This window comes from Blastopirellula sp. SH421 (genome assembly GCF_057808535.1).
The window spans coordinates 2,605,350-2,624,397 of record NZ_CM173712.1; the positions used below are offsets into that span (position 1 = coordinate 2,605,350).

Below are 19,048 nucleotides of genomic sequence, written 5' to 3' on the forward strand. Positions count from 1 at the left end.
GCGAAGCTTGCCAGGCGTCCCCCTGCTTTCTATTTACTAATTTCTAGTTCTGGTTGGACGGAGTCAACGGGAATGTTTCGGGCAACGGCGGTGCGTAAATCCCACCAGGTGGGGCAGCGGATTGAAGCGGAGCTACATGCTCAGCTTGCATCACGGTGGATGTTGGAAACGCTGGATGAAGGGGAGCGCCTTGTTGCATTGCAGCGACATACTCCTGACGCAGTCCTTCGACATGATCTCGTAGAATGTTGCGGACTCGTAAGATGCTACGTGGATGTCGGTGAACATTGTTGTGATCCGAGGTAACGACCAACTCTGACGCCGCTTCCTCTAAGTGAGCGCTTTGATACTCGACGACTCCATCGCTTTGGCCGGCGAACGTGCCGAGCCAAGTGTTTTGATCAATCACGCCGATCACGGTGTGGTATTTGACCCAGGGAGCTTTCGGGGCTTCCAATATCTTGGGCAGAACCGGAGAGTCCGGAGCCAGTGAGTCAACGCTGGTCGCGACGGCTAACATTTCGTTACGGAAGTAATCTGGGTTGGCTGCTTTCAACCGTTCTTCGGCGTTGACCAGCGTCTTGGGCAGCGCGATCAAGTGTCGCCCCAGCCATTTGGTCGCCGAGTTCGCGAAATCGCTGCCCCGGTGTGGGGTTCCGAGCGTAATCACTTGGCGGACCGACGGGCTAGGCTCAAAAAAGAGCATGCTCATCAACTGCTGCTTGTCTTGTTCTGATCCTTGGAGCTTGTCTGGCAATTGATCGGTGACCAAAGACCAAAAATCTTGTTGGCTGTCGATCGTTTGCATCCGCGAGACGAGGCCGCCCATGCTGTGCCCAATCAGTACGGACTGATCGAGCGCCAGCGCTTGATGATTGGGATCTAGATCTTCTCGCGCATTATGCAGATCGCGGCGAAACTGCGTCGCACTAATCCAAAACGGCGCGCCGGTTGGATAGAGATAGAACCAAAATTGGTAATTGTCACGGATCTCTGGCTGAGCGCGGAGATCGTTGAACATTTCCATCCAAGTGATCGGACTAGACCAGAGGCCATGCACCATGACGACCGGGATTTTATGGGGATCGTACGGTTCGAGCATGTAGAGCCCCTGGACTGCTTCGCTATTTCCAGGCAGCAGCAAACCCCAGGTCGCTAGATCGGTATCGCGAAACTGCGGCTGATCCAAGTAGTAGGCCAGCGGCGTGCTGATATCGGCTTCGAGCGGAGTGGTCCGCTTGCCGATCTTCACCTCGCCTTGCATGAGAGGATCGTAAAGCTCAATCTTACAGAAATGGACCGAAGAACCTTCGGCTTGCTTTTGCGGGGTTACCTCGAGGAATGCGGTCAGCGGATAGGCCAATCCCGGCGGCAGATATTTGTCTTCCGCCCTACCGGTCTTCGCCCCTTTGCAGATCGCGATCAACGGCACGCCCAGCCCATACTGGCGATGCTGGTTGCGGAGTCCATTGACTTCGTAATCCGATGCAAACTCAAAGTGATCAAAGTCATCAGCATCCCAGCGTCCCGAGATTTGCAACGCAACTTGGAACTCTTGCCGCGGCGTCGTGATGCGATAGACCGAGCCCGGCGTTAGCTTGCCTTGGGCGCGGACGATCCGCAGGGCCGCTTCGAGCGAACCGTTGTACAGGTCGCATGCCCCACGGAACTGGGGATCGAAGACGTGATCTTGTCGTGCAAATTTTGGATCAAACAGATAGAAGTACGAGTGGGCGGCGCTGGCTGCGAACAATTCGAGCGCGGTCGCTTTTTTTCCGAGCGCATCAGCACGCGTGCCGGCAATGTAGGATAGCTCGGCGTAGGCGTAGGTTTTTTCGGCTGTCGGCTCTTGCTCTAGTTCTTTCTCAAGTTCTTCGAGCGCCTTGCGATGATCGCCTTCGGCATATTTTTCGAGATCATATTGCCGCAGTAATTGCTTGGTCCGTTCGGTCGCTTGCGGCCCCTGACGAGAGAGAAGTTGCAGTTGACCGGCGAGCGGATTCCGCGGAGTTTTGCGCACGGATTTCCACGCATCGCCAGCGCAGCCGGTCGACAGCAGCAGCGCCGCGACCAGGCTGAATGCGATTGAAAAGCGAATGAATGGTGCTGTTTGCTTCTGTCTTGGCATCGATTTGCCAACCCCCTGCAATCGCGAAATTTCCAGGAGATAACTGGACTCGCCACTTTTATCGAGGGACAATACGAATTCTTCCCGCCCTACGTCAAGGCAAACTCCCCACCCCGATGAGGATTTTTCATGCACTTCTATCACTGCTATCGAGCGCTGCTGTTGGCTATCTGCATGGGCGGCTGGTCGCTTGCGGCCGATGCTCCGCCGAATGTGGTCTTGATTCTGTCCGACGATCAGGCCTGGACTGACTATGGTTTTATGGGGCATCCAGCCATCCAGACGCCGAGTCTCGATCGTTTGGCGCGCGAGTCGCTGACCTTTACTCGCGGGTATGTGCCTGACAGTTTATGTCGCCCTTCGCTGGCGACCATTATTTCTGGTCTTTATCCGCACCAGCATGGGATCGTGGGAAATGATCCACCCCGCCAAGTCCCAGGTGATAGCACCGCTGGCGGCGACAAACGCTATCAAACCGGCACGCGTAATGACTATTTGCAGCATGTTGATCAGATGCCGAAGTTGGGCGAGATTCTGCGACGTGAAAAGGGATATGTTTCTTTCCAGTCAGGCAAGTGGTGGGAAGGGAACTTCTCTCGCGGCGGCTTTGATCAAGGGATGACTCACGGCGACATCAAGCGCGGTGGACGTCACGGCGACGTGGGGCTTACGATTGGTCGACAAGGAATGGAGCCGATCTACAACTTTGTGCGTCAGGCCAAAGCAGACAACAAACCGTTCTTTGTTTGGTACGCCCCCTTCTTGCCGCATGCGCCGCATACGCCGCCAGAGCGGCTGTTGGCCAAGTATCGCGATAAAACGCCCAGTCTGCCGATCGCCAAGTATTGGGCGATGTGTGAATGGTTTGATGAAACCTGCGGGCAACTGGTTGACTTTCTAGAAGCCGAAAAGGTCGCAGACAACACGATTTTGATTTACGTTTGCGACAACGGCTGGATCAATCTCGAAGATTCGAGCCATTACGCGCCGCGCTCCAAACGTTCGCAATACGACGGCGGCACGCGCACGCCGATCATGGTCCGGTGGCCTGATCATGCAACTCCAGCGATCGACTCGACCAATCTGGCCAGTTCGATTGACATTGTGCCGACCGTGTTGGCGGCCGCCGGAATCAAAAAACTGCCAGAGATGCAAGGGATCAATCTGCTGGACGCCCAAGCGGTCGCCGCACGCCAGGCGATCTACGGCGAGATTCTGGAGCATGACATCCGCGCGATGGACGATCCGGTCGCTAGTCTCCGCTTTCGCTGGGTGATCGACGGGCCTTGGAAGTTGATCGTCCCCTACGCTCCTAACGAGCCGAAAGCCAAGATTGAGTTGTTCAACGTTGTGGAGGATCCCTTGGAAGAAGCCGAACTGGCCGCACAAGAGCCAGAAGTGGTGAAACGCTTGCAGGCGAAACTAGACGCTTGGTGGCCGGTGCAGTGAGTGACGCGGATTCTCCAGCCTCCTTGCTATGGCCCTTAGCCGATGACGACGTACGCGCTGCTTTATTGGCCGCGTACGTTGACGGTAGTTGGGGAAAGTACCATGGAGCGAATGTTCCTCGTTGGGAGGCGGAATTGGCCGCGTATCACGCGGCGCCGCATGCACTCTCATGCGCCTCAGGAACGATCGCGGTCGAGATCGCGCTGCGTGCGTTAAACTTGCCCGATAGCGCAGAAGTGTTGCTGGCGGCATATGATTTTGCCGGGAACTTTCGTGCGATCCAAGCCGCCGGATTGCGCCCGGTATTGGTTGATTTAGCGCCCGATAGTTGGCGAATCGACGTCGCTCAACTGCCGGCGGCGATCACTCCAGCGACCAAAGCCATCCTCGTTTCGCATTTGCATGGCGATTTGGCCGAGATGCCGCAAATCATGGAGTTCGCCCAGCGCCATGGCTTGCAAGTTGTCGAGGATGCGTGTCAGTCGCCGGGTGCGATGATCGGGGATCGCACGGCCGGAACCTGGGGCGATGTCGGCACGCTCAGCTTTGGCGGCAGCAAGCTGCTTACCGCTGGTCGCGGCGGCGCCGTGATCACCTCGCGTGCGGATATTTACCAGCGAGCCAAAACCTACTGCGAGCGCGGCAACCACGCATTTCCGCTTAGCGAACTGCAAGCGGCTGTGTTGATTCCGCAGTTGGCCAAATTGGCTGCACGAAATCGGCAGCGGGCCGAGGTGGTTGCACGACTGCGAGCAGCGACCGCCGGTTCTAGCAGGTGGATCGCTCCCGCGCCATGCGAAGGAAATCCTGTTTATTACAAAGTCGGTTGGTTGTTGGCGGATCCCGCCACGCGGGCTGCGACGTGTGCTCAACTGCAACAAGCAGGCATCGCCGTCAGCGCAGGCTTTCGCGGCTTTGCCCGAAGGCCTGCGACCTGGTGCCGTAAAGTGGGCGATTTGGCCCAGGCTCGTCGCGCGGCCGAAGGGACCATCACACTGCATCATCCGATCTTACTAGCCAGCGAAGATCAGGTGGCGCAGACCATCCAGTCAATCGCGGATCTAGCGGGCCACGGCGCTAATCGCGGGCGTCCCGGTTAGCATGTCATGGGCCGAAAGGCAGTCATGGGTTGCTTCCAGTTGCAACTCGTTCGAGTCGAGGACTTCACCTCGTAAGATGCGCACCTGATTGGGGGCTTCGATCCCCACAGTCACACGGTTGCCTGAGATCCGATTGATCACGATCGTAACGTTGTCGCCTACATGGATGGTTTCGCCAATTTTTCGACTGAGGATTAACATGTCTGGGTTCCTTCCAGGTCTCGCTGGATAAGTGCGTTCATCGCAAATTCAGGGGGAGTAGGTTCGCAACGGTCAGAAAGCGACATGTTGCGGTGACCTGGCATAAGGTGAATGCAACCGGTAGGCCAAAGTGAGAAAGATTTTCAAACCCAAGACTTCGCTTGTTTGCAAGTCATTGTGAATTAAGGGTTTGTGGAATACTTTTTCTGTCCGCTAGCATTGCGGAAGCGGCCGATTTCTTGGCGTGTTGGCGTCTCAATCTGAGACGGGCTCTTCATTGTGAGAAGCTTTGGCCAGCCGAACTTGAGAAAATCTCAAAAAAAATTGCCTCTTTCTGGATCGCTTTTACGCAACTGATTATGCCGCTAGGCGAACTTGCCTGTTGAGGTAGGGCAGGTTGAGTAATTGGGGGCAAAAGGTGGATCTGCTGGAAAATTGACCACCTGCTTGTAGAAACAACCGTTTAGGTATTACTATTTCAGAGGGGAACCTCACAGGGTGGTATGGGCTACTCAATTAGGATCACTCACCAATCGAGTTCTTCTTCTTTCGCCCCAAAGGATGGAATGCCTAAGAAGCAAGTTTTTCTATGCGGAATCCCTTTTCGTCTGACGAATCGGGGGCCTCTGTTTTGTCTCAGCTCTAACTCCAATGGGGCTCGCTGGGGCTTTCATGCGACCCCCGATGTACAGGGAAATATCGAGGCTCTGCTGCACGCATGCTCGCAGGATCTCGGTTTGGCATGTTCGTTTCGGTTTCCTGATCCGATCGATTCCTTTCCTACTTCACGCAATGAAGAGCCTGGTCTGATTCATGCCTTTTTATTACGTGTCGATGTTGAATATGCCGTTTGGGGGAAAAGCTCACAGTATCGCCGTCGCTGGTGCCTACCCTACGAAGCGCATCTACGAGTTCGGCGCAAGCCGATTCAGCGCTTGATTGACAACGCCGTCCGAAAACTAGAAAAAACGAGGGCCTAATCTAATCCCTCTCTGTTTCTGGTTGGAATCGTTCGATGCGTAGAAAACTCTGTTGGTTGCTTTTGCTGGCGTGCATCGCGTTTACTTCCCCAGCCATGGCTGCCGACGATTCGGCAGCCGAGTTGGCTTATCAGGCTCAGCTCGCCGCATCGCGCGGCGAAAGTGCACGCGCGGTCGAGTTCGCGACGGCCGCCCTGAAAGCGGATCCGCAGCTGGATCGCATGCTCTACCTTCGGGCACGAGAGCAGTTTCGCTTGGGCAAGATCGCCGAGTCCGCCGCCGACTTTGACCAATACGCGAAATCACAGCCTGCCGAAAAGCCCAAGCTGTGGGATCGTGGCATTACCCTCTATTATGCGGGACGCTTTCAGGAGGGGGCCGAGCAGTTTGCGCTGTACCAAAAGTATCTCAGCAACGATGTCGAGAACGCCGCTTGGCGGTTTCTCTGTATGGCGCAAGCCGACGGCGTCGACAAAGCCAAAGCCGAACTGCTGCCGATCACTGGCGATGGCCGCATCCCCATGATGACCCTCTATCGTTTTTATCAAGGTCAAGCAACCGAGCAGCAAGTCTTGATCGAAGTCGAAGCCGGCGAAATCACCGAGACCGAAAGAGCCGGTCGCAGGTTCTACGCAGCACTCTATCTGGGTCTCTACTTCGAAGCGACCGGCGACAACGAAAAAGCGAAACCCTATTTGAAACAAGCGGCCAGCCAACAGCTGCAAGCTGCAGCCCAAGGAGCCGTCAACAGCTACATGGCGGATGTGGCGCGAATTCATTGGACCCGAAAAAAGGGTTGAGCGGAAAGCGGACTATCGTATCTTTGTTGCCCTACTCACTAGGTTTGAGGTTGCGCTATTTGGTGGGACCGTAAGAAATCGGCCAGGGATGCCGCGGATAAATCACGGAGAGCATGGCAAGAAAGTATTGATCTATGAGCGTTGCAAATTTCCCTTCTAAATTGGATCGAAAGTTTGCTTGATCGGAGTCAATGAATCCCAACGTCGCCTTCTTACCCTGTTTTCAGTTCTCCTTTCCGTGGCATCGGTGTTCCATTCTTCATGAATTGCCATATAGCATCTGCAACACGCGCGAGCGCGGGGAAATGCTTGTCTGGGTGGTTTTTTTGAGAGGGCGAAAGCTGGGGGAAATCCTGCTTGGGCACTAAAAAGTGGCTCAAACTTCGACTATTTTGGTAGTACCCACCGATTACCCTCCCTTGTCGACGATTTGGAGAGTCGAAGCATGCACCGATTGAGAATCCCTGCGCTGTGCGCCTTGCTGCTGCTGGGCAGCGGCTCGTTGGCCGTTGCTGCGGACAAACCCAACATTATCTTTGTGATGGCCGACGATCTGGGCTATGGCGATCTCGGTTGTTTTGGACAACAGCGGATCGCGACTCCCCATCTGGATCAGATGGCGCACGAAGGGATGCGGCTCACCAACTTTTATGCTGGGTGCACCGTCTGTGCTCCGTCACGCTGCGTTTTGATGACGGGGCTGCACACCGGGCATTGTTTGATTCGCGGCAACGCCAAAGACAATTTGCGCCCCAGCGATGTCACCGTCGCCGAAGTCTTAAAGCAGGCCGGCTATCAAACGGCGCTGATCGGCAAATGGGGACTTGGGCATGAAGGATCCAATGGCGTGCCGACACGGCAAGGGTTTGACTACTTTTTTGGCTATCTCGATCAAACGCATGCCCACAACTATTACCCAACTTTTCTGATGCGGAACGAACAGCGCGTGCCGCTGAAGAACGTGCCGCTTTCCGAAGGTCCGCACGGCAATGGGATCGCCAAAGAGAAGATCGACTATTCGCATGACTTGTGCGTGCAAGAGGCGCTTGCGTTTGTGGATCGTGCAGCGAAACAAGACTCGCCATTTTTTCTCTATCTCTCGCTGACCATTCCGCATGCCAACAACGAAGCTGGCAAAGCCGGGATGGAGGTCCCCGACTATGGCCAGTACGCCGATAAAGATTGGCCCGAACCGCAAAAGGGACATGCCGCCATGATTTCGCGGATGGATCGCGATCTGGGGACGTTGTTCTCCAAACTGAAGGCCGACGGGATTGATGACAACACGCTGGTCATCTTCACTTCGGACAATGGCCCGCACAAAGAAGGCGGGAACGATCCTGACTTCAATAATTCCAACGGGTCGTTGCAAGGGATCAAACGTAGTCTGCACGAAGGGGGAATTCGGGTGCCGACGATTGTCCGTTGGCCGGGCCATGTGCAAGCGGGGAGCGAGTCTGATTTCGCGGCCGCATTTTGGGATATAATGCCGACATTAGCCGCAGTGGCCGGCAATCCCCAGGATTTGCCTGAGGATATCGATGGAATCTCTCTATTGCCAACCCTCACCGGCAAGGGAGAGCAAGCGCAGCACGATTATCTGTATTGGGCCTTCTACGAACATGGCGGCGCTCAGGCAATTCGCCAAGGGGATTGGAAAGCCATTCAACAGCCAATCAACGCGCCGGTGCGACTGTACAACTTAAAACAGGATCTGGGAGAAGAGCACGATCTGGCCGCTGAACAACCCGCAAAGGTGGCCGAGCTGGTCAAGTTGATGGTCGCGGCTTACACGCCCAGTGAGACGTGGAAGTTTCCGCAACCGAAGCAGCCGAAACCCAAGCAACCGAAAGCGAAACAAAAAAACGCAAAAGGAGCGAACTAATGCGTACGTTCCTTAGAAGTTTGCCCCTGTTGTTGGCATGTTTGGCTTGGGATGCATCCTCGGCTTGGGCCGCAGAGAAAGCAGCTCTCCCTAATTTTCTGGTCATCTTGTGCGATGATTTGGGCTATGGCGATTTGGCATGTTACGGCCATCCCACGATCAAAACGCCTAGCTTGGACGCGTTGGCCAAGCAAGGGATGCGGCTGACGGCCTGCTATGCGTCGGCGCCGGTTTGCTCTTCGTCCCGTGCGGGACTTATGACAGGTCGCACGCCGAGTCGTGTTGGCGTCTATGATTGGATCCCGGACGGCAATGTGATGCACTTGCGAGCCAGCGAAGTAACCATCGCATCACTACTGCAAAAGGCTGGCTACGATACGTGTCACGTCGGCAAATGGCATTTGAATGGCAAGTTCAATAGCGACCAGCAACCGCAGCCCGGCGATCAAGGTTTTGCGCATTGGTTTAGCACGCAAAACAATGCCGCGCCGACGCACGCAAATCCGACCAACTTTGTTCGCAACGGTCAGGCAGTTGGCAAGCAAGCTGGCTACTCGTGCCAGGTGGTCGCGGAGGAAGCGATCGCTTGGCTGAAGTCAGGCCGTGACGCTGACAAGCCGTTCTTTCAGTTCGTCTGCTTTCATGAACCGCATGAGCCGATCGCTTCGCCGTCGGAGATGGTCGCTCACTACGGTGACGCAAAGCTGAAGGGAGAAGCCCTCTACTATGCCAACGTCGAGAACATGGACAGCGCGGTCGGTCGATTGCTGGCGGCGCTTGATCAATTGCAGCTGTCAGACAACACGTTGGTTTATTTCAGCAGCGACAACGGACCGGAGACGCTGGATCGATATCCTAACGCATGGCGTTCGCATGGCTCGCCGGGGCCGCTGCGGGGGATGAAGCTGCATATCTATGAAGGAGGGATTCGTGTGCCGGGGATCGTACGGTTCCCGGGACATACCCGCGCAGGCAGCGAAAGCGCCGAGCCGATCTGCGGTCTCGACATCTTGCCGACGCTGTGCGAATTGGCTGGAGTCGCCGCGCCGACCGATCGTGCGCTGGACGGGGCCAGTTTTGCGCAGTCGCTGCAAGGAGCTAAAGTGCCGCGCCCTGCCCCGCTCTTTTGGCATTATTTTAATGCGATTGGGCCTGCCAAAGTTGCACTCCGTGATGGCGATTGGAAGCTAGTGGCGCATATCAAACTAGAGGACAAGAAAGCTGGCGGATATTTTAAGGCGGAGCTGTCGCAAATGATCAAGCAAGCGAACTTGTCAACGCTGGAGCTTTACAATTTGTCGGATGACTTGGCCGAGTCCCATGATCTTTCCGCAGAGCAACCCCAGGTTGTTGCGCGGTTGGCGAAACTACTTCAAGCTAAGTACGACGCCGTGTTGGCCGAAGCTCCCGATTGGGGAGTGGTCGCGAAGTAGTCGTGCGCGAACAGCAAGAAAAAAAAGAGGGACAAGTTGGCCAATCGCCAACTTGTCCCTCTTTTAAAGTGCGCTTGCGTTAGCCGTTGGGCACGGGAGCTACGCCTGACTCGTTGGTGTAGGTGGGTGAGACGACGATACAGTTATCAATCATGCCTGGCGGATCGCCGGGCGTGTCATTGGAGTCGCTGTTATCACCAAAGCTGCTGCCAGAAACGGCTGCTGATGGTCCAGAAAGTCCATAGATCGTGTACGACTGATTCATGTCGTTGATCGCGCTGCCAACATCAGAAAGTTCGCCGGTGATTGAATCACGAATCGCGACAAGTCCGACTAAGATTCCGATCACCAGAATCGTTGCAATCAGCATCAATTCGACGGTGATGATGAAACCTTCTTCATCGTTCCATAATCGTGTTAGAACGTCCATTCTTCGGTTCTCCTTCGCGTATCTCGCAAGTTGTCCCTGCGGTGCTTGATGGTTGGCTTTGAATCTACAAGAGAAGATAAAGCGATTTGCGTGCCACAACGACGGAAACCGAGCAAGCGGTAGAGATGGACAGGCCGTTTCGGGGGAGTCATCACGCAAGAAAATAAGAGCAGACGCTGTTTTTGCGATTTTGATGGTCGGTAATTCTTTCTCAGATCCAATCGACAACGGCAGATGCGAAACCAAAAAATGTGTGGCGGCAATTCAATCAACGTGATTGATTTGCAATCGCTACATTCGTTTGCAGAGCAACGTTCACGAACCGAGCTTCCAGCGTTCTCCGCTGCTGCAAAGTGTGATCTAGGCTGAGGATCTACCTAGAGATTGGGGAGATTTTGACCAGGCGGCGCCGACGGAGAGCCCGCGAAGCCGCCAACGGCATGTCGTTTGCTTTGATTGAGAGAAGCTAGACGATCCTCATGATTGTCGCCGCATGCGAATGCGGCGCTGCCCATAAAAAAGTACTGGAGACGAAAAATGCGATACAGCATCCTCACGTTGATCACAGTCGGCCTGCTTGCGTTGCCGGCGTCGGCCATGGCGCAACAGGTGACGACCTATTACTACGGTGCGCCGACCCCTTATTACAGCGCTACGCCGACCGTGTATTACAACTCGGCGCAGACTGCTTATTACAGCCCCGCGCCGTATGGGACGACTAGCCCGGTGACCGTGGGACGCACCAGCTATTACGCGCCAACTACGGTCAGTGCTTACAGTCCTTATAGTGCAGCGCCTTATGTGTACGGTCGACCGACCTATCCGTTCTATTCGACCTATGGAGGAGCCGAAGTCCGAGTGCCGGGACAGCCGATCCGGAACACGCTGAGAGCGATTTTCCCCTAAACGATTGAGAAGTTGGCTTCATCGAGACAAGACGCGGTTTTGGCCGCGTCTTTTTTTAGGGTCAAGCGACATCGTGAAACCAAAGTTAGTGGCGCTGGAGTATTTGCTCCCAGATCGACGTTTCTAGATTCATCCGCGGGCAGTAGAATTCAGCTCTTGGCAGCCTTGTTTCGCTCGGCGGCTGATTTCGTCGCATTCCCTTAGGCTAGAGCGCTTGATGCAATCTCCCCTCCTGATCGTTGGAGCAGGCCCGGTTGGGTTGGCTGCGGCTCTTTCGCTGGCGCGGTTTCATATTCCGCTGCGGATTATCGACACCAGCTCGGCGCCAACGACCCTCTCGAAGGCGTTGGTGCTATGGCGGCGATCGATGATTAACTTGGATCCGGTCATCCCTTACGAATATTGGCGGCAGCTTGGATTAGTCCCTCAAGGTCTGCGTTTTTTCGACCAAGGCGCTTATCAGGCGACGATGACGCTGGAAAACGGTGGGCACGTTTTGCCGCCGGGGTTGCTCATTCCACAGTCCCGGATCGAAGCCACTTTGATTGATGCATTGCAGCAGCGCGGCGTCACGGTCGAGCGTCAGACACGTTTAGAGTCGTTCGTTCAACAGCAAGATCGCGTTGTTTGTCAGTTGCAAACGCCCCACGGAGCGGAAGTGTTGGAAACGGCGTATTTGTTCGGTTGCGATGGCGCGCATTCGACGGTGCGGCATGGTCTGGGCGTTGTTTTTTCTGGTGATTCGATCGCCTACCGGTGGTTGCTGGGCGATATCGAAGTAGAAGTTGTCGACGGCGTGAACCCTCACACGCCAAAGTCCGATTTCGAACGGACTTTGGACCATGGTTGGCTCTATTCGACCAACTCGGATCAAGGGAGTTTGCAGCTGTTTCCGATTTCCGATACCCGTTATCGGATCTTTGTTGAAGCAGGCGTCGCCGATCCCGCTACGCCGCGGCAAGATCCCACGATCCAAGATCTGCAAACCGCACTCATTGAGAGGACGCGATTGCAGTGGAAGATCACCCAGTCGCATTGGCTGGCCGATTTTCGGATTAATGAACGTCAGGTTTCTCAGTACGTTCATGGTCGGGTCTGTTTGGCCGGCGACGCCGCGCATGTTCATAGCCCGGCCGGTGGCCAAGGGATGAACACCGGTATTCAGGATGCCGTGAATTTGGCATGGAAAGTGGCGATGGTTTTGAAGGGGGCAGCTGAACCGTCATTGCTAGAAACCTATCAGGAAGAACGGCATCCAGTAGCCGAGCGCGTGTTGAAGGTGAGCGGCCGCGCGATGCGAATGACAATGTCGACCAATCGTCTGACGCGCGGCGTGCAGGATGTTATTCAAGCGATCGTCACCCACATCCCGGCGGTGCGTAAGATGGTGACGTCGATTCTGGCCGAAGATGATGTCGCCTACCTCCACAGTTCGCTGACCGGCGAGAGCGAAGGAAAGGTGAAGCCGGGGATGACGTTGCCCGACGTACCGATAGAGATCGCGGGGCAGCTTTGTAGTTCGATCCGATTGCTGCGTCCGCAAAATCCAGAAGCGGTATATACGTTAATCTTGATGAGCGAGACAAAACGGGAAGTTTGGCCAACATCTCCCCAACTGCAGGTGGTTGGATATGGGGAAGATTTTCAAGATCCGCAGCGGCATTTCAGCCAAGCGGTTGGTTTGCACAGCAATTCTGGCCTGTTGATCCGTCCCGACGCGACGATCGCCGCGGCGGGGGCTCCAGCGGTGATTCGAGCTTGGTTAGAGCAATGGACGGTATAGCTAGGTCAGGCCTCGGTCTGATGAAGCGCCAAAAGCGGACGATCTAGCGAAACAAGTCGCAACAGTTGCTACAATTCAAACGCCGATCGCCCCGTTCAAAAAATCAAGATACATACCCCACACGGATGACACGATGAAACTCGGGATTTTGTCCACCGCTCCCCGCTGCTACAGTACGCGCCGCCTGGTTACTGCGGCCAAGGACCGTGGATTTAAGGCCTCGGTGATCAATACGCTGAAGTGTTCGATCGATTTGCAATCGGGCAAACCCGATCTGTATTACAAGGGGAAACCACTTGCCGATTACGACGCGATGATCCCGCGAATCGGAGCCAGCGTGACCTACTTTGGCACCGCGGTTGTGCGCCAGTTAGAGCAAATGAATGTCTTTGTCGCGAATTCTTCGGGCGGAATCTCCAATAGTCGTGACAAACTGCGCAGCATGCAGATTCTTAGTAGGCACCATATCGGCATGCCCAAGACCACCTTTGTCCGCGATCGGGCCGACCTAATTCCCTCGATCCAGCGGCTGGGCGGAGCGCCGGTGATTATTAAGCTGCTCGAGGGGACGCAAGGGGTTGGCGTCATCTTGGCCGAAAACATTAAGGTCGCCGAAGCGATCATTGAGACGCTGCAAACGGCCAAACAAAACGTTTTGCTGCAAAGTTTTGTCGCCGAAAGCAAAGGACGGGATATCCGCGCCTTTGTGGTGGGCGATCGTGTGATTGGTGCGATGCGCCGCGTCGCCCAGGGAGACGAGTTCCGCAGCAACGTCCATCGCGGCGGTTTGGTAGAACGCGTGGAACTGGATGAAAAGTATAGTGAGACGGCAGTGCGGGCGGCTCAAATCATGGGATTGCAAGTCGCCGGCGTCGATATGCTAGAGGGGAACGATGGGCCTCAGGTGATGGAGGTCAACAGTTCGCCGGGGCTGGAAGGGATCGAACGTGCGACCGGCCAGGACATTGCCGGCGCGATCATTGACTACTGCGCTGCGCATGTCGATTTTCCGGAAATGGATATTCGGCAGCGACTTACCGTCAGCCGCGGATACGGCGTTTGCGAACTGGTGATTCCGGAAGGCTCCCATTTTATTGGAATGTCGATTGCCGACGCTGCGTTCCACGATCAAGACATCAACATCCTGACCCTCTACCGCGGCAAATCGGTCATCCCCAATCCGAAATCGACCCGCGTACTTGAACCAGGCGACCGCTTGCTCTGCTTCGGCAAACGCGAATCGATGAAGTCCTTGGTGCCGATCAAAACGCGGAAACAACGCGAACCCAAGGTCAAAAAGCTGGACCCATCCAAAATCGAAGATGCGTTGACCCCGCCGACCTACACGTAAGATCGAACCGCGCACGAAAAAGCCCTTGGTTCAACAAAAAGTCAAACCAAGGGCTTCTGGTAGCGGAGGGCACGAGATTCGAACTCGCAACCCCTTACGGGGCACTTCATTTCCAATGAAGCCGCTAACCATTCGCTTACCCTCCTAAGGCTCGCGAGCGGGACTTGCCCGCTCCACGATCTTGCCAAAGGGCAAATCTTGTCGCCCATTCTAGCGGGCCATCTGCGATACGACAACGGAGCCTTGTTTTTGGCGAAGAGCGTCGGTTTCTCCCAGACACGCAGGTCCTTTGTGGGGTTCGAGGGGCCTCAAACGAATGTTTTTGGGGGTGGATATCCGCGAAATAGGGGGAATCGTCAAAAAGTAAAGAAAATTCAGGCCAAAATTATGGCTTAGCGTGCGAGTGCTTCTCAGAAACGTTGACAATCCTCGCGCTGCACCGAATTTATTGTCCCGGCTTATTCTTATGCTTCCATCGCTCGACGGTAACGACGCCGGCAAGCATTCCAGCTTTGCCGAACAGTACATCGTTCATCAAGAACGGTTGCGGGGGTACGTCAGTTCTCTGGTGACCAACTGGAGCGACGCCGAAGAGGTGTTTCAGCGGACCAGTCTCTGTCTGTGGCGAAAATGGGAGACGTTTGACGCGGCCCGCGGATTTCTGCCGTGGGCGTTTGGCGTTGCTCGGATCGAAGCGAAGCGATACCTGTCCGAAAAAGGACGTCGCCAACAAATGTTAAGCGACGCCGCGATGGAAGCGCTGGACGGCGCGATCATTCAGCACAGTGATGCGATCGATGAACGGTTGTCAGCACTGGAGCATTGCGTCAACAAGTTGCAAGTGGCCAACCGAGCGCTGCTGCGAGCTTTGTACCAAAAGAACGCATCGATTGATCAGGCGGCCGCAAGCTTTGGAATGACGCCGAACGCGGTTTACAAACGAGTTCGCAAAATTCGAGAACTGCTGCATCGTTGTATTGATCGCCAGCTTTCGCCTGCAGGAGATCAATCATGAGTCCTGGGAAAGCGCCCTACGGCGAGATGGTGGCCGATGTCGAGATCTGCGACTTGATCGATGCTTGTATCAGCGATCAGGCGACGCCTGACCAGTGGCTACGGCTGAGCAAGTTGATCGTGGATCGCGAGGATGTTCGAGCATGTTTCGCCGCTCAGTCGATGGCTAACGCGCGACTGATCAGCTTGTTGCAACTGGGCGAAGAGGACGACCACGGCGTTTTCGGACAGATTGAACAAGAGCCAGTGAAGCGGATCGAGTCGCCGCGCCCTGAGCGGCAGTCGCTGATCCGCGTAAGTACCGAAGCGCTGACTACGTTGATCTGCGGCGTCGCTGTCGTACTGATTACCTGCGCAATAGTGATTGGGTACCTGCATGTTCCGACGACGCTCGATCATCGTCCGATCGCGGCCAGCGGTCCGGTGCCGCCGACCGCTGTGATACGCCTAGTCGAAGCGGGTGTGGGAGCGGAAGCGCCCTTTGTGGAACGTGAACTATTCGCCGCTCAACTGATCGAGTTGCCCAGCGGCAAGTATGAAGCGACTACCTCGGTAGGAGCGACGATCAAGCTGGCGGGGCCGGTACGATTTCGAATTGAAGATCATCTGACTTGGCGCTTGCTTGCCGGCAAGCTGATTGTCCACGCGCCACCTTCGGCCAAAGGCTTTACGGTGCTGACCGAAAATGCCGAGATCGTCGATTTGGGAACCGAGTTTGGCGTGATCGTAGACGCGACAGGCGTCACCAGCGTTACCGTGTTTGAAGGAAGCGTCGATCTGGCTTCGGGCAAGACCCAGCGCTCGCTAGTGCTGGGCGATGGATTTACGGTCAGCGAACTGGGGCGATTAGATCACTTGTCGATCATCGATCCGTCGCGATTTGAAGAGCCGGGCGAGGCTATGGGTTCTACGCTGATCAGTAACGTGCAGAACAACAGCCGGGTCTCGTTTGGCACATGCCAGATTATTCGCGGCGGCTTTCGCGAAGAGGCGCTGGCTTACGTCGATCGACGGCATCAATGGAACGGCGTCGATGCCAGCGGATTGCCGGCCGAGCTGATCGGCTTGGACTATGTGCGACTGGTCAACGATTGGAAGTTTGACGAGCAAATCAATGAGCGTGACGATCTAGAGATGACCGTTACCTTTGGCCAGCCTGCGGTCGTTTATCTGCTTGTGGATGAGCGGATTACGCCCCCGATCTGGCTGCGACGCAACTTCGCCAAGACCGGCATGCAGGTTGGGCTGGATGAAGGAGATCACCACTGCGTGCGGACCGGGTTGAATTACAAAAAAAAGCAAGCGACCGGGCCAGGCAATTCGATTGACGAGGTCATGCGAGTTTGGAAGACCAATCTCCCGCAAGGGGGCGAACTGAAGATAGGTCCTATCGGAAGCAAGAGCAGAGGCTGGGTCGTGCCGAGTATCGTGGCGCGTCCCCTGTAACAGCATTTCGTGGGTCAGCAATCCTTTTCATCTTTCTCTTCATTCGTTTAGAAAGTTTGTTGAATGTTTCAATCTCGAAAACATGGTTTCACGCTGGTGGAACTGCTGGTGGTGATCGCAATCATCGGCGTATTAATCGCGCTGCTGTTGCCGGCGGTGCAGCAAGCCCGCGAAGCGGCTCGGCGGATGCAGTGCACCAACCACATGAAGCAACTTGGTCTAGCGCTGCACAACTATCACGACACTTACGGCGCGTTTCCGGCGATCAGCTACGATCACGAAGTGAACGGCGGCGACGAAGCCCGGCATGCCAGTTGGAGTTGGGGAACGTTGATCCTGCCGCAAATTGAGCAAGGAGCCGCCTACGATATCTTGGCGCCCAGTCGCCCCAATCGTTTGCACGAAGCGGTGACCAATACGGCCAAACTGCAAGTTCTGCAGACTCCGTTGACCTCGTGGCGCTGCCCTTCGGATACCGCGCCAGCACTGAATTCGCACTACAAGATCAACGACGGATCAGGAACGGCCGGCAACCGCAAAGAGTTGGCGACCGCCAACTACATCGGCGTCAACAGCGCCGGCGATATTGATCGAGCCACCACCCACAACGGCATCTTTGTGCCAGGCACCAACGTGCAAGGAAACAAGCGTTGGGTAGTTGCGATGCGTGACATTTTGGATGGCACCAGCAACACGGCGATGGTGGGTGAGCGCGCGTGGATGCAAAACGGGGTCGAAATCGGCGCCGCCGTGGTCTTTGGTCACAACGGGAACTCAGATATTGAAAACAACGCAGATTACGCGAATGGTTTTATCACGGTTGTCGGGGGTGGCAAGCCGCACCTGAATACGATCGAAACTTGCGGATCAGGATGCAACGACAACGATGGTCGCCAAGGTTTTTCTAGCATGCATCCCGGCGGAGCGCAGTTTTTGTTGGGTGACGGTTCGGTTCATTTTGTGAGTGAGAACATCGACGATAACCTGGGCGGCGGCACCGATTCGACCTATGAGCGATTGATGAATCGCTACGACGGTCAGCCGGTTGGGCAATTCTAATTTCACGGATCGATCTGCGGCGTAAGATCCTTTTGCTTGCGCTGCATTCGACAAGGATAGAATCCACCAGGAGAATAAAATGAATCAAATCACGCACGCCAGCAATTGGTTGGCTCTGACAATGCTATTCGCCGCCCTAGTCGGTTGCGGCAACGGAGATATGCCGCCGGTCGGAGAAGTTTATGGTCAGGTCAAGTTGAACGGAGAGCCCCTTGAGGGTTGTCAGGTGATGTTTGAACCGGTGGCCGGCGGCCGAAGCTCGACCGCGATGACCGACGCTGACGGCCGATACGTCCTGCGGTATAAAGGAAACGCCGATGGCGCCCTCTTGGGTAAGCACCAGGTGCGGCTGGTCACCGAGCGGGGCGCACTACGAGATGATAATGGGCGCGTCGTCGATCCCGGGATGAAAGAGAAACTGCCGAAAGAGTATAACTCGGAGACGACGCAAATTGTCGAAGTGACTTCCGGCGACAATCCAATTGATTTCGAGATCGAAGTCGCCAAATAATTGAGAACTTGGCGAATCAAGCCTTATTGAAAGCGGGACAGTTGCGGCTGCCCCGCTTTTTTTTGCGCTCGACCGGTGAACTGCGAACGCCGACGTGCAGTCGAGGAATTTGCCGGCAAGGTTTGCCATCGTGCAATTTGAATATAAAATAGCGGCTGGATAGGTAATCTGCGCAGCGGAGTTGCCCTTCCGGATCTCGTGCTGGAGGTTTTTTGATGATTTGCAACCGGACGCTATGACGACGATTGAACATCCTGATCAACTGATTGAGGGAAAGCGCTACCGCTTTTTTGTGGACGTCGGCCAATCCCAATACGAGTTGGAAGCAACATTCTTGCGTTTAGACCACCAATTCCGCCGGCTAATTTGCGTCCTGCACATGGACGACGAAGATTACAGCATTGAGTGGAACTGGGCGACCGAGATCACGCCGGTCGACAATTAGTCTCCTCCCCGACCTGCTCTTTTTTTCTCGTCGGGAATTTTTTTCTGTCCCGCAAGCGAGCATTCCTCGCGTAGTGGGTGTTGCTGCGGATAGAATCGTCGCCTGAGCTTGGCCCTTTCCGCTGTTG

Annotated in this window: 17 protein-coding genes and 1 tRNA gene; 14 read left to right on the top strand and 4 right to left on the bottom strand. The window is 55.3% G+C overall.

Annotation, left to right across the window (positions count from 1 at the left end):
* Positions 1–43: 43 nt before the first annotated feature.
* Complete coding sequence (locus tag SH421x_RS10880; RefSeq protein ID WP_488855579.1) at positions 44–2,128, bottom strand: esterase/lipase family protein; 2,085 nt, start codon at positions 2,126–2,128, stop codon at positions 44–46.
* Positions 2,129–2,257: 129 nt separating this feature from the next.
* Between SH421x_RS10880 and SH421x_RS10885 the strand changes: the two genes are divergently transcribed.
* Together SH421x_RS10885 and SH421x_RS10890 are read left to right on the top strand one after the other, a co-directional pair.
* Positions 2,258–3,577, top strand: a complete 1,320-nt coding sequence (locus SH421x_RS10885; protein WP_488855580.1) for a sulfatase family protein — start codon at positions 2,258–2,260, stop codon at positions 3,575–3,577.
* Positions 3,578–3,600: 23 nt separating this feature from the next.
* Positions 3,601–4,677, top strand: coding sequence for a DegT/DnrJ/EryC1/StrS family aminotransferase (locus SH421x_RS10890; protein ID WP_488855582.1), 1,077 nt, complete (start codon positions 3,601–3,603; stop codon positions 4,675–4,677).
* On the opposite strand, the gene SH421x_RS10895 is transcribed toward SH421x_RS10890, so the two are convergent.
* Positions 4,639–4,878, bottom strand: coding sequence for a carbon storage regulator (locus tag SH421x_RS10895; RefSeq protein ID WP_488855584.1), 240 nt, complete (start codon positions 4,876–4,878; stop codon positions 4,639–4,641). The two genes, SH421x_RS10890 and SH421x_RS10895, sit on opposite strands and share 39 nt — an antisense overlap.
* A 566-nt stretch (positions 4,879–5,444) precedes the next feature.
* Here SH421x_RS10895 and SH421x_RS10900 point away from each other — a divergent pair.
* The 4 genes from SH421x_RS10900 to SH421x_RS10915 all read left to right on the top strand — a co-directional run bounded on the left by SH421x_RS10900 (position 5,445) and on the right by SH421x_RS10915 (position 9,976).
* Positions 5,445–5,858, top strand: coding sequence for an NUDIX hydrolase (locus tag SH421x_RS10900; protein WP_488855586.1), 414 nt, complete (start codon positions 5,445–5,447; stop codon positions 5,856–5,858).
* Positions 5,859–5,893: 35 nt separating this feature from the next.
* Positions 5,894–6,658, top strand: coding sequence for a hypothetical protein (locus SH421x_RS10905; RefSeq protein WP_488855587.1), 765 nt, complete (start codon positions 5,894–5,896; stop codon positions 6,656–6,658).
* A 445-nt stretch (positions 6,659–7,103) separates the two neighbouring features.
* On the top strand, positions 7,104–8,543 hold the full coding sequence (locus tag SH421x_RS10910) for an arylsulfatase (RefSeq protein WP_488855589.1): 1,440 nt from the start codon (positions 7,104–7,106) through the stop codon (positions 8,541–8,543).
* Positions 8,543–9,976 (top strand): sulfatase-like hydrolase/transferase, encoded by a 1,434-nt coding sequence (locus SH421x_RS10915; RefSeq protein WP_488855591.1) that lies wholly within the window; start codon positions 8,543–8,545, stop codon positions 9,974–9,976. Before SH421x_RS10910 ends, SH421x_RS10915 begins: the two co-directional genes overlap by 1 nt.
* A 79-nt stretch (positions 9,977–10,055) precedes the next feature.
* Here SH421x_RS10915 and SH421x_RS10920 read toward each other — a convergent pair whose 3' ends face one another.
* Positions 10,056–10,406: a Flp family type IVb pilin gene (locus SH421x_RS10920; protein WP_488855593.1), complete on the bottom strand. Its 351-nt coding sequence runs from the start codon at positions 10,404–10,406 to the stop codon at positions 10,056–10,058.
* A gap of 537 nt (positions 10,407–10,943) precedes the next feature.
* Here SH421x_RS10920 and SH421x_RS10925 point away from each other — a divergent pair.
* The 3 genes from SH421x_RS10925 to SH421x_RS10935 all read left to right on the top strand — a co-directional run bounded on the left by SH421x_RS10925 (position 10,944) and on the right by SH421x_RS10935 (position 14,446).
* On the top strand, positions 10,944–11,312 hold the full coding sequence (locus SH421x_RS10925; protein WP_488855595.1) for a hypothetical protein: 369 nt from the start codon (positions 10,944–10,946) through the stop codon (positions 11,310–11,312).
* Between the two features lie 217 nt (positions 11,313–11,529).
* Positions 11,530–13,095, top strand: coding sequence for an FAD-dependent monooxygenase (locus SH421x_RS10930; protein WP_488855597.1), 1,566 nt, complete (start codon positions 11,530–11,532; stop codon positions 13,093–13,095).
* 133 nt (positions 13,096–13,228) lie between these two features.
* Positions 13,229–14,446 (top strand): RimK family alpha-L-glutamate ligase, encoded by a 1,218-nt coding sequence (locus SH421x_RS10935; protein WP_488855598.1) that lies wholly within the window; start codon positions 13,229–13,231, stop codon positions 14,444–14,446.
* 63 nt (positions 14,447–14,509) lie between these two features.
* On the opposite strand, the gene SH421x_RS10940 is transcribed toward SH421x_RS10935, so the two are convergent.
* Positions 14,510–14,591 (bottom strand) — tRNA-Ser (locus SH421x_RS10940).
* Positions 14,592–14,912: 321 nt separating this feature from the next.
* Between SH421x_RS10940 and SH421x_RS10945 the strand changes: the two genes are divergently transcribed.
* The 5 genes from SH421x_RS10945 to SH421x_RS10965 all read left to right on the top strand — a co-directional run bounded on the left by SH421x_RS10945 (position 14,913) and on the right by SH421x_RS10965 (position 18,921).
* Positions 14,913–15,461, top strand: a complete 549-nt coding sequence (locus tag SH421x_RS10945; RefSeq protein ID WP_488855600.1) for a sigma-70 family RNA polymerase sigma factor — start codon at positions 14,913–14,915, stop codon at positions 15,459–15,461.
* Positions 15,458–16,906: a FecR domain-containing protein gene (locus tag SH421x_RS10950; protein ID WP_488855602.1), complete on the top strand. Its 1,449-nt coding sequence runs from the start codon at positions 15,458–15,460 to the stop codon at positions 16,904–16,906. Before SH421x_RS10945 ends, SH421x_RS10950 begins: the two co-directional genes overlap by 4 nt.
* A 63-nt stretch (positions 16,907–16,969) precedes the next feature.
* Complete coding sequence (locus SH421x_RS10955) at positions 16,970–17,965, top strand: DUF1559 family PulG-like putative transporter (protein WP_488855603.1); 996 nt, start codon at positions 16,970–16,972, stop codon at positions 17,963–17,965.
* Positions 17,966–18,044: 79 nt separating this feature from the next.
* Positions 18,045–18,476: a carboxypeptidase-like regulatory domain-containing protein gene (locus tag SH421x_RS10960; RefSeq protein WP_488855604.1), complete on the top strand. Its 432-nt coding sequence runs from the start codon at positions 18,045–18,047 to the stop codon at positions 18,474–18,476.
* 235 nt (positions 18,477–18,711) lie between these two features.
* Positions 18,712–18,921 carry a hypothetical protein gene (locus SH421x_RS10965; RefSeq protein ID WP_488855605.1) on the top strand — a complete coding sequence of 70 codons (210 nt, stop codon included), beginning with the start codon at positions 18,712–18,714 and terminating at the stop codon, positions 18,919–18,921.
* Positions 18,922–19,048: the final 127 nt, after the last annotated feature.